14 protein-coding genes are annotated in these 12,423 nt (G+C 36.4%); all 14 read left to right on the plus strand.

Translation table 11 applies throughout. The annotated features are described in order from the left end of the window. The first annotated feature begins 427 nt into the window (after window positions 1-427). The gene (locus BUB77_RS04020) at window positions 428-1,021 is read left to right on the plus strand and encodes a class I SAM-dependent methyltransferase (protein WP_073273198.1); all 594 of its coding nucleotides are present in this window, start codon (window positions 428-430) and stop codon (window positions 1,019-1,021) included. Between the two features lie 100 nt (window positions 1,022-1,121). Beyond that, window positions 1,122-1,700, plus strand: coding sequence for a GNAT family N-acetyltransferase (locus BUB77_RS04025; RefSeq protein ID WP_073273200.1), 579 nt, complete (start codon window positions 1,122-1,124; stop codon window positions 1,698-1,700). A gap of 89 nt (window positions 1,701-1,789) precedes the next feature. Beyond that, the gene (locus tag BUB77_RS04030; RefSeq protein WP_073273202.1) at window positions 1,790-2,347 is read left to right on the plus strand and encodes a flavodoxin family protein; all 558 of its coding nucleotides are present in this window, start codon (window positions 1,790-1,792) and stop codon (window positions 2,345-2,347) included. Window positions 2,348-2,492: 145 nt separating this feature from the next. Continuing rightward, a complete protein-coding gene (locus tag BUB77_RS04035) occupies window positions 2,493-3,470 on the plus strand; it encodes a GNAT family N-acetyltransferase (protein WP_073273204.1) in 978 nt (325 codons plus the stop codon). A gap of 260 nt (window positions 3,471-3,730) precedes the next feature. Continuing rightward, entirely contained in the window at window positions 3,731-4,390 is a 660-nt protein-coding gene (locus BUB77_RS04040; RefSeq protein WP_073273206.1) for a DUF4241 domain-containing protein, read from the plus strand. Further along, window positions 4,387-4,872 (plus strand): GNAT family N-acetyltransferase, encoded by a 486-nt coding sequence (locus BUB77_RS04045; protein ID WP_073273207.1) that lies wholly within the window; start codon window positions 4,387-4,389, stop codon window positions 4,870-4,872. Before BUB77_RS04040 ends, BUB77_RS04045 begins: the two co-directional genes overlap by 4 nt. 23 nt (window positions 4,873-4,895) lie before the next feature. Beyond that, on the plus strand, window positions 4,896-5,075 hold the full coding sequence (locus BUB77_RS30255; RefSeq protein WP_073273209.1) for a hypothetical protein: 180 nt from the start codon (window positions 4,896-4,898) through the stop codon (window positions 5,073-5,075). Between the two features lie 84 nt (window positions 5,076-5,159). Beyond that, the gene (locus BUB77_RS04055) at window positions 5,160-6,230 is read left to right on the plus strand and encodes a helix-turn-helix domain-containing protein (RefSeq protein WP_073273211.1); all 1,071 of its coding nucleotides are present in this window, start codon (window positions 5,160-5,162) and stop codon (window positions 6,228-6,230) included. Between the two features lie 138 nt (window positions 6,231-6,368). Further along, window positions 6,369-6,791, plus strand: a complete 423-nt coding sequence (locus BUB77_RS04060; RefSeq protein ID WP_242962367.1) for a histidine phosphatase family protein — start codon at window positions 6,369-6,371, stop codon at window positions 6,789-6,791. A 173-nt stretch (window positions 6,792-6,964) separates the two neighbouring features. Continuing rightward, a complete protein-coding gene (locus tag BUB77_RS04065) occupies window positions 6,965-8,563 on the plus strand; it encodes a hypothetical protein (RefSeq protein WP_073273213.1) in 1,599 nt (532 codons plus the stop codon). A gap of 419 nt (window positions 8,564-8,982) precedes the next feature. Next, window positions 8,983-9,681 carry a response regulator transcription factor gene (locus BUB77_RS04070; RefSeq protein WP_073273215.1) on the plus strand — a complete coding sequence of 233 codons (699 nt, stop codon included), beginning with the start codon at window positions 8,983-8,985 and terminating at the stop codon, window positions 9,679-9,681. 4 nt (window positions 9,682-9,685) lie between these two features. Beyond that, on the plus strand, window positions 9,686-10,612 hold the full coding sequence (locus BUB77_RS04075) for a sensor histidine kinase (protein ID WP_073273217.1): 927 nt from the start codon (window positions 9,686-9,688) through the stop codon (window positions 10,610-10,612). A gap of 184 nt (window positions 10,613-10,796) precedes the next feature. Further along, window positions 10,797-11,711 (plus strand): ABC transporter ATP-binding protein, encoded by a 915-nt coding sequence (locus BUB77_RS04080; protein WP_073273219.1) that lies wholly within the window; start codon window positions 10,797-10,799, stop codon window positions 11,709-11,711. Beyond that, the gene (locus BUB77_RS04085) at window positions 11,712-12,419 is read left to right on the plus strand and encodes an ABC transporter permease subunit (protein WP_073273221.1); all 708 of its coding nucleotides are present in this window, start codon (window positions 11,712-11,714) and stop codon (window positions 12,417-12,419) included. It abuts the gene before it with no gap. The last annotated feature ends 4 nt before the right edge of the window (window positions 12,420-12,423 follow it).

The raw sequence follows: 12,423 nt of genomic DNA on the forward strand, positions 1-12,423 counted from the left end.
ACAGTGTGTGTTCCTCCTTATTTTAATAAGTTTGCGGAGAGTGGTAAAATTTGAATCCCGTCTTGCGCTTAAATTAATTCGTCAGAAGTCTTTTATTTAAGAGGCTTCTGGCGTTTTTCTTTTCTGGAGTTTTGAGTAACATGAGTATGTTAAGATTATTCATTTCTTAAAAAGAAGATAAAATGTTATGTGTATCCATTACTGATGAAACTGAGGTGGTATAACGTTTCTTTCTTCCATTCTTAGGATTGCTATCTTACTATACTCAATATCAGAAAATTTAAGTGCTGTGCCCTTTCCAATTCAAATTCTGTGCTGAAACATTCGCTGAATGTATAATGATTCTATAATTTATTTAGTTTACTTAATATGGTATTATAGGTATTACTAATTGATAAACAGAAGCTATGAAAGGAGGGTAATTATAATGAACGAAGTAATAGATCACTATGATAAACTTATTGAGGAAAATAATGACCCATTTTATGACCCAAAACCTTTACGAGAGTATATGGACAAGTGGGACGGAATTGATTTTATAAAAGAAATGCAACTAGCAGCTGACAAAAAAGTGCTTGAAATAGGTATTGGTACTGGCCGAATAGCTAATAGAGTAGCTCCATTGTGTAAAGCTCTTGTTGGAATTGATATGTCCCCAAAAACTATTGAAAAGGCAACTGAAAATCTTATAAGATATAATAATATCATTTTATATTGTGCAGATTTTATGAAATACGATTTTGATTGCTTGTTTGATGTGATTTATTCTTCTTTAACTTTTATGCACATCAAAGAAAAGCAGATGGCTATCAGTAAAGTTGCCAAGTTGATGAAGAGCAATGCACGGTTGGTGCTGTCAATTGATAAAAATCAATCGGAATATATTCAGATGGATAACCGAAAAATAAAAATATATCCTGATAATCGAGATGAAATTTGCAGCTATATAGAAAGAGCGGATTTACAACTTAAAAAACAGTATGAAACAGAATTTGCATATATATTTGTTGCTATAAAATGATATTGTAATCCTGCCAGTAACAGAGCAGCTGTACTTATTTCAGACTGGTATATGCATGCATAAAAGAGTATAGTTAGATAGGATGAAGGAGGAGATAAGGATGAAGGATGAAAAAATATTTAAGAGTTTTCCAATAATTCAAAATGATGATATTTTGATGAAACAAATTGTGAAACAAGACTTGAATGATTATGCAGAAATAAATATGAATGAAGAGCTGTATCGCTTTAAACCTGGTGAACCAAGAAAAACCATTGCTGCTGTTGAAAATATTATTGGACACCATGAAAGAGATTTTTACAAAAAGATAATTATTAATCTGGGGATATATTTAAAGGAAGAAAATTATAAAATGGTTGGCGTAGCGGAACTTTTTGATTTTGATAAAAAGATCAATGCAGCTACTATTGGATATACATTAAATAAAAATTATTGGGGAAAAGGTATAGCAACAAAGACGACCGCATTGCTGCTTAATTACCTTTTCTATGAAATAGAGGTAAATCGGATTCAGGCTTTTGTAATGCCCCAAAATGAAAAGTCTAAGAACGTACTTTTACGAAATAAATTTATGAAAGAGGGCACGATTAGACAAGGTTATTATTGGAGGGGCAGAGGCATCGTAGATTTAGAATTATATTCTATATTAAAATCAGAATACATAGCTCAATATGTTTAAGTAAGATAAAAATATGTATACAAAACTTAGATTTTATAAACAGGCGTTTGTAGTAGATTTATCTTTATTTTACGAACAGGGAGTAATAAATGAAAACATTGATTATTAATGGTTCACCTAAGGAAAATGGAGATACAGTGGCGTTGATTGATGAGTTTACACAATACCTGAATGGAGAAGTGAAAACTATATCATGCTTTAATAATATTTCCCCATGTAACGATTGTAGATATTGCTGGAGTTATAATGGCTGCTGTATTGATGATGAAATGCAGGAAGTATACCCATTCTTGGATGAGTGCGATAATGTAGTGCTTGCATCACCGATATGGTTTTCTTCTTTAAGTGGCCCACTTCTTAATATAGCCAGTCGAATACAAACTTTTTTTGCAGCTGAATACTTTCGTAAAGAGCATAAAAGCATGAAACAGAAAAACGGAATTATACTTATTGTAGGAGCTGAAAATGGTACGGAATTAATACCTACTCAAAACGCACTGACCATTATGAAGTTTCTGAATGTACGCCGTCCATGTGTTGCAACTATTTATTCGCTTGACACGAACAATGTCCCAGCTGGGAAAGATGAGATTGCACTAAAGAACACTCGTGAAGCAGCCCTTCTACTGAACTGCTTGTGCCAGTAACTGCCTTTCCAAATGAGTAGAAAATATGTGAACTATTATGTTCATATAAAATGGTAGAATAATAACTATAAAATGTATACAAATAAAATAAAGCACTGAGCTAAATACCGCCTAAAATTAAAAATTGTGAGAGTTGAGGATACATATGCCTTATGAATTTAGCTTTTATAAAGATGCCGATTTTGATGAAATAGAACAAATAGTTCTTGCATCATATCAATGGGAATACCCAATCTGGGGGTTGAGCAGACATGAATTTGCAAGAGGGTTGCATCCGGCTTTTACCGGACATTATCATGCATGGCACCATACTGTTGGGGTCTACAGGGAAAATGGAAAAGTAGCCGCCTGTGTCATCAATGAAGGTAATTACAACGGAGAAGTGTTTTTCTTGTTTGATTCGAAAGAACGAGGGGAAGACACGGAACTTCTCAGGGACATGCTAAAATTTGCAAAGACACACGCTGCTGCTGTTAAAGAAGACAGGAGAACCAGGGGTTTAAACTTATATGTACCTGCTTGGAATACCGTACTAAAGGAAATGGCTATGCACTCCGGATTTCATGAATTGGAATGGGGTGAAGAATTATATATATTACCTTTTGGAAAAGAGCCCTTCGATGTAAAACTCCCTGATGGTTATACCTTTGCAGACGGCAATACAATTCCGGACTTTTACCTTTCCAATACTCATCGTTTCTCTTTTGGTTATGGCGGAGATGACCATGCCTGTGAACACGGAGAACAGGCTTTCCACAATTTGCGAAAGATGAAGCATTATAGAAAGAATCTGGACTTGTGTGTTCTTGATGAGCAAAAGAGGCCGATAGCCATGGCCATCATATGGTATGATGAAAATATGCCCTATTGTGAGCTTGAACCCTTAGGTGTCGTTTGGTGGGAAAGAAGGAAAGGGATTGCAACGGCAGTTTTGCAGGAAGCTGCTAATAGAGTTCAACAAATGTTCCCGAAATGTATTGGAATGTTAGGCGGAAATCAGCCCTTTTATCAGAGAATTGGGTTTGAAAAGAAAACATTTATTCCAACATATCATTGGGAATTGGAAATATTCATTTCCTGGGAAAAGGAATCCTATGATAAAGACTATGCAAAAGAAGTATAGGTAATTCCGTTCCATGCTTAACCTAATTCGTCAGAAGTCCTTGCTTTATGAGGCTTCTGGCGTTCTTTTATTTCAGGGGTTATGAGTACCCTTTGCTGCTTCCATTCATTCCGGAAATTTGATATGATAGTATTGTATTGGAAATTTATAGCTAGAAGAATATGAAGAAGCTCTGCAAGTCTTTTCTTCAATATCATCAGATGAGAAAATGCACATAAATTTGAGGGAGGTACCTCTCGGTACAGGAAAGGAATGACCATATGGGAATGGACAAACAAATAAGTAAGCTTAAAATATTGCGCGCAGGAGAAAGCGAAAAGTTCTTTATAAATAGTAAATTTCATGAAAAAATTGAGGAACAGCCTCTTGGCCTGCTCAATCTTCCTACCGGTAAAATTGTAGCTAATGACCCGCTGTGTTTTTATGAAACAGAGCCATTTGAAAAAACTGTCAAGCCCGGCCGGTACCCGGTCATTCTCTACGTACAGCATATCGAAGATGACCGCCGGGTCGCCTTTGCGGAAATACGCTTTACAGAAAAGCTCCCTGTTGGCTTTGAACTTGCACTCATAAAAGGACAGGATTCCGAAAAACTGAGTGAAGATGAATATTACGGCTATGGAGTAGACAGCGGAACAGGCGGTTTTATGGACGAGTTGACTTGTAATGAGTTTGTGACACTCATTGAGCCGACGGATGACGGTATGCTGCCGGAACTTGAAAAAGCGTTGAGCGACAGCTATGTATACACCTATTCTACAGCAAACTACACGCTTCCCGGAACAGACAATAATCTTACCGTATTTTCCAGCGGATATGGCGATGGCTGTTATCCTTCTTATTGGGGCTATGATGAAAATGGCGGGCTTTGCTGCCTGATTACAGATTTCGAAACCATTGACGAAGAGGATATTTCATGATAAAGCAGGCTGAGGAAAAGGATATTCCTACAATTGAGGGGATACTCTTAAATGCGGTAATTTGGATGAAAAAAAATGAATTACAGAATCAATGGAATGTGGATAGCATAAAGTGGAGCTCATTATCGAAAGAGTATCATATTAATGATTTTTATATTAATTATCAGAATGGGGTTCCAGCAGCATGTATGGCTATAACTGATTCAGACCAGAAGTATTGGCCGGAAATCCCAAAAGGAAATTCACTGTATATACATAAGTTAACTGTTAAAAGAGAGTTTGCAGGTAAGGGAATCTCAAAAGAACTAATCGACTTTGCAAAAAAACTATCATTAAAAAATGATATTGATTCACTAAGATTAGATTGTAATTTTCAAAGAAATAAACTGAGAAAGATATATGAAAACGAAGGTTTTATATACTCAGGCAAAAAGAAGTTAGAGAATCATTATGATATGGCACTATATGTATGGCATAGGTAAAATAATGTGCAGAGAATATTGAAATGCTGTTTGATAAGGAAGGCAGAACTATCAGGCTGATTGAGCTGCTTCCGGAATATCCAAGATATAAAGGAAGTAAATTTCAATTTTTCAATAAAATCGCCAGAAGTCCTTTAGTGAAAAAGTATCAGGCAGCTTTTTACCCCAATAATAACTTGTGGTTAAGTTATTATGCCATATAGTTAACCGCGTATCCATTGTAAATAGTCATGCCGGCGGCTATACTTTATGTTATCATAAAATTAGCAAAGGGGGTTACTGCAGATATGAAATTAGGAGCACATATTGCGGCACTTCGTAAATCAAAGGGTATGACACAGGAACAATTAGCGGCTGCGGTGGGCATTTCAGCCCCTGCTGTCAGTAAATGGGAAACGGACACCTCCTGCCCGGATATTTCCCTGCTTTGTCCCATTGCCCGTGCACTTGGTACGAATGTAGATAAATTATTGCAGTTTGAAGAAATGTTATCAAAAGACGAACTGACAAAAAGAAACAATGAAATAGTGGAAACAGCAATAAAGGGAAATCTTGAAAAGGCAGAAAGTATGCTGAATAACCTGCTGCATACCTATCCATCGGACTATGAACTTAAATATAATGCTTCTTTAACGCTTGATATGTTTGCAATGCTGTTCCCGCTGGAAACTTCTGAAAAATTGAACAAATGGAAGGAATTAAAGAAACAGCTGCTGGAAGAAATTCGGATGGCAGGAGTATCCTCTTACTGGCAAAGTACGGTATCTAAGCTGGCTGGTCTGGCCATTCAGAATGGGGAACTGGAACAGGCAGAGCAAATGCTGAAAGAATTGCCGGAGCATACAAGTGACTCTTCCATGCTATGGGCACAGCTTTATTTGAAAAGGAATGAACCTGAAAAAGCGGTAGAAGTAACACAAAAACGTTTATATGTACTGGTGCGGAAATTACAGCTGTGCCTTATTTCTCAGATGAATAAGGAAATGATACCAGGCGCGGAACAGACTCTTGAAATTTGCAAAGTATATCGTCAGGTGGAAGAAATATTCAAGATTGGCGGGGAAACCAGTGAGGGCCTTTTTATAGAAGCCTATCTGCGGATGGGAAACTATGAAGAGGCGAAGAATAGTGCGGTTAAACTGATTAATGATATAATGGGAACGGTACAGCAGCCAAACCCTTTACTGTTTTATCCCGCAATCAAAATAGAGGATGGACAGCCAATAGCAACAAGAGAAATGAAGAAAATGATGCTGGAGGGAATAATGAAAGAAGAGTTTTTTGAAGTCTACCGGCAGGACATAGAATTCCAGAGAGCTATTGAAAAATTACAGCAGGATATACAGAATAGTAATTAATATGGTATTATAATATTGATTAGGTGTCATAAGTTAATCTCAATAAACATGGCATTGGCCTATGATACATGAATCAATATTTAAAATTAAAAATATTGCTTGAATGAATTCTAAATGAAATAATTTGGAGAAATAAATATGACAACCATTTATTTTATCAGGCATGCTGAGCCTGATTATACAAACCATAATGACAGGGAACGGCCACTGACGCAAAAAGGAAAAGAAGACAGTAAATCAGTGACACAATATTTAAGTAATAAAAATATCGATATGGTTTTGTCAAGCCCATATACGAGGGCTGTTGAAACAATTAAAGACTTTGCAGATTCATTTGGATATCCAATTCTTATAGTGGAAGCTTTTCGTGAAAGAAAAGTCTACAGCATTTGGATAGAAGATTTTAATAAGTTCACTGAGATGCAGTGGAATGATTTTGATTACAAACTTTCGGATGGTGAGTGTTTGCGGGAAGTTCAAAGCCGCAATATTGAAGCATTAATGCAGGTCTTGCGAGTGTACGAAAATAAAAACATTGTTATCGGCAGCCATGGATTGTAAAGCTGTCTTTTCAAGGAGACAAATTGATACATATGGAGAAAATTGAAGGTTTAACATAAGAAGCATCCGGTAACCTGCAGAAGCCATATGTGCCGCGCCGGAACATGCAATTTTACTGATACAATGATACAAAAGATAAAAATCTGCAATGTATATAGGGGGAGGAAAAGCATATGTTCCGCAAAAAAGAGAATATGCTAATAAATCATATATTCCGAAGAAAGAAGAGTAAGATAACAAATCAGAAGAGTAAGATAACAAATCAGAACAGCGATACTGGTAAGGAAGCTATCTATAATCGTATATGCAGGGCTTTTCAGGAAGACCATACATTGCCGGCAGATTTTAAACTTGAAGAAATTAATACCCAGGAAACGATACGGTTTGCACCTGGTGCTTTAGAGGGAATCTTTGGACACCATACCTCCGGAAATAGTGGGAATAATGAGGCGTTATATGATTTTTTAGTGAAAAGAATAAGCCAATTACCTAAGCTGGTCATAAATGAATTGGAGAAATCCGGTCTGCTTTCAAATGAAATGATAATATCCGACGGAATAATAAAACAAATATATGAAAATAAAGAGGGGATACCAGCTGACAGCTTATTGAACCTGGCATGTTTTTTTATTACTGACGGAACGGAAGAATATACGGTAAAACTTGGGTTGAAGCTATTGTGCTTATTTAATATCGATGATAATACCGAGCTAAAAAATATTTTATTGGATTTGGCTGTATGGGAAGGTTTTACGGAATATGTTGTTTTAAACATGTCAGATTGGACCGATAAAAATAATGCTTATTTCCAATTAGCAAAGAGGCTGAAGGGATGGGGAAAGATTGATGCTGTTGAACAGTTAGAGCCTGAAACCGAAGAAATGAAGGAATGGATTTTATGTGAGGGCTGCAGGAACAGTATAATGTATTCCTATTTGGCATTGGTATGTGCGGAAAAATGTGACTTATATCATGTTTTGAAAACCCGTAAACTGAATGAACGTGAATTCAGCGGTACAAAAGATATGATCGAAGGATTACTGGATGAAGGGCCTTGTGATGGGATATCTGTAATAGAAAATGCCAACGAGCTTCTGTTTATGTTTGTAACACAATATGAGGAAATCAGACTGAACATTGAAGATATAACTTTGCTTGATTCCATCCTTGATTATGTGAATACATATGATGGTGAGGATAAAACATGGATTAAAAAGGTGGAAGAAAGTATTGACCGGTATTTTTCTCAAACGGACTTTAAATTATCCATATTAAATTCACTGCAGGAAAAAAAGCAATGGTATGCAATCAATGTGGCCAGGAAGCATAATATTGATATTGCAGCAGAATATTTAGAGCAGTTAAAGAATAATTTTGAAGCAAATGTAAATTACATTTCTTATCTATTTGAGGTAAATCAGTATGTGGAAGAAGCTGTAAAGGTATCCGAGGATAATCTTGTGTATGAAAAAGTTGCAAAGGGAATGGGCAAGCTATTAGGCTTAGGAAAAGCAGAACATTGGAATGTTGATATGGTGGTTCAGAATCTTGGGAATTATCCCTATCTTGGTGAGCTTCTTATCAAAGCATCCATTCATTCTCCTATAACGAGATACCGCAACATGGCCGCAATGGCTTTGGAAGGATGGAAGCAGAAATTAAATAAGCCCATATGTGATATTTCAAATGAGCTCTATCATGATATTGTTAAAGTTTCTGCTATTGAAGAGGACGAGCAATTAAAAGAGAGATGGAAATTACTCCTTCAGTAGATTTATCAGGTTAAATGGGTCAGTATGGGAAGCATTTCCCTGACCGCCTTTTTTGTTTTATGTTATATGCCTTTCACAGTAATCTGTGAGAAACTAATCAATGAGATAGAAGTATCAAATACTGAATTATATTTTCAACCATCGTCAGAAATTCATTACTTAAAAGTTTCTGGCGATGTTTTGCGTCTGGAAATATTATTAAAATATAATGGGAATTATTCTACTTATTGGCAATGCAATGCATAACTGTTATTGGTATATGTTTCATAACTGTTACTGGTATATGTTGGATTGAGTACAAAACAATGATATAATAATGTTAACTGCTGTGAGAAGCAGGAATTTAAAGAATGACATTTACTTAAAATATGATGGACTGAACTGTGATTTCTTATAATTGATGAAAAGGAAAATAAAAAATGCGCTTATTATTAATAGAAGATGATATAGAAATCAGTGATATGCTAAGAGATTATCTGCTATCAGAAGGCTTTGAAGTTGTTACGGCATACGATGGACAAGAAGGCTGTGACTTCTTTTTAAAACAACCTTTTGATTTGGTGCTGTTGGATATTATGATACCAAAATTAAATGGAATAGAGGTAATGAAAAAAATCCGGGCTCAAAGCATTGTACCTATTATTATTATGTCGGCGAAAGATACGGATTCCGATAAATCCTTGGGGCTTGGACTTGGAGCGGATGACTACATTACAAAACCATTTTCCGTGACAGAAGTTTTAGCCAGAATTAAGGCTAATATCAGACGGTCTACCCAGTACATTCCAAACCCAGTGAAGGAAGAAGTGAAATTGCTGTCCGCCGGAAAAGTAACCATTAATCCTGAAACATATATGGTTGTAAAAAATGAAACAGAAGTTGAACTGACATCAAAGGAATTTGCAATTCTTAAGCTGCTGCTGGAAAATCCCAGGAAAGTGTTTACAAAAGCCCAGCTATACTCGATGGTATGGGAAGACGATTATCTGGGGGATGAAAATGCAGTAAACGTGCATATCAGCCGCCTTAGGAACAAGATAGAGGATAATCCCAGAGAGCCGGAATATATACTGACGGTATGGGGAATCGGATATAAACTAGGAAATCCGAAGGAGTAAAGCTATGTGGATTTATATATTGGGGACAAGTTTGATTTTATTAGTGGCAATAATAGTCTTATTACTGTTTGAAAGAGGGAAAATACGTAAGCAGATTCAGAATATTTCATCTGAGCTTGATCGAATTCTAACGGAGGGGACAGACGAAAAAATCATGCTGTTTACTAACGAAAGAGAAGTAGCTGCTTTAATTGAACAGATGAACAGGGCTCTGGAAAGCCGTCAAAAGGTAAAAACCGATTACAGGGTGTCCGAACTGAAAGCAAAGCGCATGCTGTCCAATGTGTCCCACGACATAAAAACCCCACTTACTGTAATACTTGGGTATCTGGAAATTATGCGGCTGGATAGCAGATATCATACTAAAATGCTTGAAAAGGTGGAAATAAAAGCAGATGAGGTAATGGATTTAATCAATAAATTTTTTACATTGGCTAAGATCGAAGCGGGGGATATTGATTTAACAATGACTAGAATTCATGTTGGTGAATTCTGCAAAGAAATCATAGTGGATTTTTATGAAATATTAACGGAAAAAGATTTTCACGTAGATATTCAGATTCCGGAAACAGAATTATATGTATATTCCAACCAGGATGCTCTGAAACGTATCATATTAAATTTGATATCCAATGCCATACGCTATGGCAGCGACGGAAAATATTTCGGGTTATTTATACGCTATGATGAAGCCAAGGTAAGTATTGATATCATTGATAAAGGAAAGGGAATTGGGAAAACAGAGAAGGCACATGTGTTTGACCGGCTGTATACGACGGAGGATTCAAGAAACAGGGAGATACAGGGTAATGGGCTTGGACTTGCCATTGCAAAGGAATTGGCTGAAAAGCTGGGAGGGAATATTGTTCTGGACAGTGTGCCAAAGGTGAGAACCGTCTTTACGTTGGAACTTCATCGGATGGAATTTTGATTCGGGCTTCGCTGCATTTTTATACCCCAAATAAACATTGACGAAAGCTTAGATTGACGTATGACACCCGAATTAATATTAATATCTCAAAATCGTGCACGAAAGAAATTTGTAAGATTTATTCAAGAGTTTTGAAAATCCGATATGTTAGACTTATGGATGAAAATACAAAAGGAGAGAATGTATGCAGTATATAGTAACTACGAATAATCTTACAAAAAGAGTAAAGGAAAAAGAGATTGTTTCCAATTTAAATATGCATATTTCCCAAGGCCAGATTTATGGATTCCTGGGACCAAATGGAGCCGGTAAGACTACAACCATGAAAATGCTGACAAATCTTTGGAAACCAACTTCGGGAGAAATCAATTTATTCGGACAAAAATTAATGCCGGATTCCTATCAGGTGTTGAAGCGAATGGGAAGTATTATTGAATTCCCGACCTTTTACGAAAATATGAGTGCAGCAGAAAACCTGAAGCTTCATTGTGAATATATGGGCTATTATAGTCCTAATTGTGTGGAGCAGGCATTGGATATGCTCTATCTTTCCGATGCAAAGGATAAAAAGGCAAAGGAATTTTCCTTAGGAATGAGGCAGCGCTTAGGGATTGCAAGAGCTGTACTTACAAAACCGGAGTTATTGATTTTGGATGAGCCGGCCAATGGTCTTGACCCGGCCGGTATGAAACAGATTCGTGATTTATTGACGATGCTGTGCAAGGAGTATGGAATTACAATACTTATTTCCAGTCATTTATTATCAGAAATTGAAAGTATTGCGCAAACAATTGGCATCATACATCACGGAAAAATGTTGCAGGAAATATCGATGAAAGAAATATCGGATATGGGACTGGAGTATATTGAGATTACAACTCCCAATATAAAGCAGGCGGCATATACCATTGCAGAGAAAATGAATTTGCAGAATTTTAAAATTATGGAAGATAACCGCATCCGGGTCTATGATAATAAAGTTTCCTCCCAAGAGCTTTCAGGTGTATTTGCAGACAATCATATTGCAATTCAGGCACTGAATGTAAAAACAGAATCGCTGGAAGATTACTTTTTAAAGCTGACAGAGGGGGTAAAATAAATGTGGAAATTAATAAAGCTGGAGTGGGGAAAAAATAACACTGCAAGATATTTTCTGGGGGCTGCTGTTTTAATTGCCTTAGTGGGGCTGTTTATGTATGCACAATGTTATCTTGGCATTGCCAACGATGAGTCAACGGGAGTGCCGGATTCAGCGCCTGGCATGGAAACAATGGCAGTTCAGATAGAGTTATTTACAAATTTATGCTTTTTGGTATTTACTGCTGTTATGATGTCTTCTTTCATTATAACGCCATATAAGAATAAAACCATGAATCTGATGTTCAGCTATCCAATAAAACGTCAAAAAATTGTGGTTTCACAAATGCTGTCGGTATGGCTGTTTTGCTTTGCGGCATTAATGATAGGAAAGTTGTTTATTTATGGAATTCTTGCAGCAGCCGGGGGAAGTGCCAAGGCATCTTTTCCCCTGGGATATAATATGGCGGAAATAAGTTTTTATATACAGATTACCTTAAAATCTGCTGTAACGATAACCCTTGGGTTTATTGCCCTCTTTATAGGACGGTTAATGAATTCATCGAAAGCAGCAATCATTACTGCCTTTCTGCTGTTTAGTGTAATGAATGGAACGGTTGGAAATTTTACAGTAAGGGATAATGCGATTGTTCCGTTGACATTGGTAATTATTTCTCTTGTCTGTGCTTATTTATCGGTATACAAAGTTGAAGTAAAAGATCTAAAATAATATT

The sequence above is a fragment of the Anaerocolumna jejuensis DSM 15929 genome, assembly GCF_900142215.1.
In the GTDB taxonomy this organism is placed as follows: domain Bacteria; phylum Bacillota; class Clostridia; order Lachnospirales; family Lachnospiraceae; genus Anaerocolumna; species Anaerocolumna jejuensis.

What these genes read in the sequence shown, in the direction of transcription:
- BUB77_RS04020 (WP_073273198.1), top strand. Translation starts at nt 428, where the DNA reads ATGAACGAAGTAATAGATCACTATGATAAACTTATTGAGGAAAATAAT.
- BUB77_RS04025 (WP_073273200.1), top strand. Translation starts at nt 1,122, where the DNA reads ATGAAGGATGAAAAAATATTTAAGAGTTTTCCAATAATTCAAAATGAT.
- BUB77_RS04030 (WP_073273202.1), top strand. Translation starts at nt 1,790, where the DNA reads ATGAAAACATTGATTATTAATGGTTCACCTAAGGAAAATGGAGATACA.
- BUB77_RS04035 (WP_073273204.1), top strand. Translation starts at nt 2,493, where the DNA reads ATGCCTTATGAATTTAGCTTTTATAAAGATGCCGATTTTGATGAAATA.
- BUB77_RS04040 (WP_073273206.1), top strand. Translation starts at nt 3,731, where the DNA reads ATGGGAATGGACAAACAAATAAGTAAGCTTAAAATATTGCGCGCAGGA.
- BUB77_RS04045 (WP_073273207.1), top strand. Translation starts at nt 4,387, where the DNA reads ATGATAAAGCAGGCTGAGGAAAAGGATATTCCTACAATTGAGGGGATA.
- BUB77_RS30255 (WP_073273209.1), top strand. Translation starts at nt 4,896, where the DNA reads ATGCTGTTTGATAAGGAAGGCAGAACTATCAGGCTGATTGAGCTGCTT.
- BUB77_RS04055 (WP_073273211.1), top strand. Translation starts at nt 5,160, where the DNA reads ATGAAATTAGGAGCACATATTGCGGCACTTCGTAAATCAAAGGGTATG.
- BUB77_RS04060 (WP_242962367.1), top strand. Translation starts at nt 6,369, where the DNA reads ATGACAACCATTTATTTTATCAGGCATGCTGAGCCTGATTATACAAAC.
- BUB77_RS04065 (WP_073273213.1), top strand. Translation starts at nt 6,965, where the DNA reads ATGTTCCGCAAAAAAGAGAATATGCTAATAAATCATATATTCCGAAGA.
- BUB77_RS04070 (WP_073273215.1), top strand. Translation starts at nt 8,983, where the DNA reads ATGCGCTTATTATTAATAGAAGATGATATAGAAATCAGTGATATGCTA.
- BUB77_RS04075 (WP_073273217.1), top strand. Translation starts at nt 9,686, where the DNA reads ATGTGGATTTATATATTGGGGACAAGTTTGATTTTATTAGTGGCAATA.
- BUB77_RS04080 (WP_073273219.1), top strand. Translation starts at nt 10,797, where the DNA reads ATGCAGTATATAGTAACTACGAATAATCTTACAAAAAGAGTAAAGGAA.
- BUB77_RS04085 (WP_073273221.1), top strand. Translation starts at nt 11,712, where the DNA reads ATGTGGAAATTAATAAAGCTGGAGTGGGGAAAAAATAACACTGCAAGA.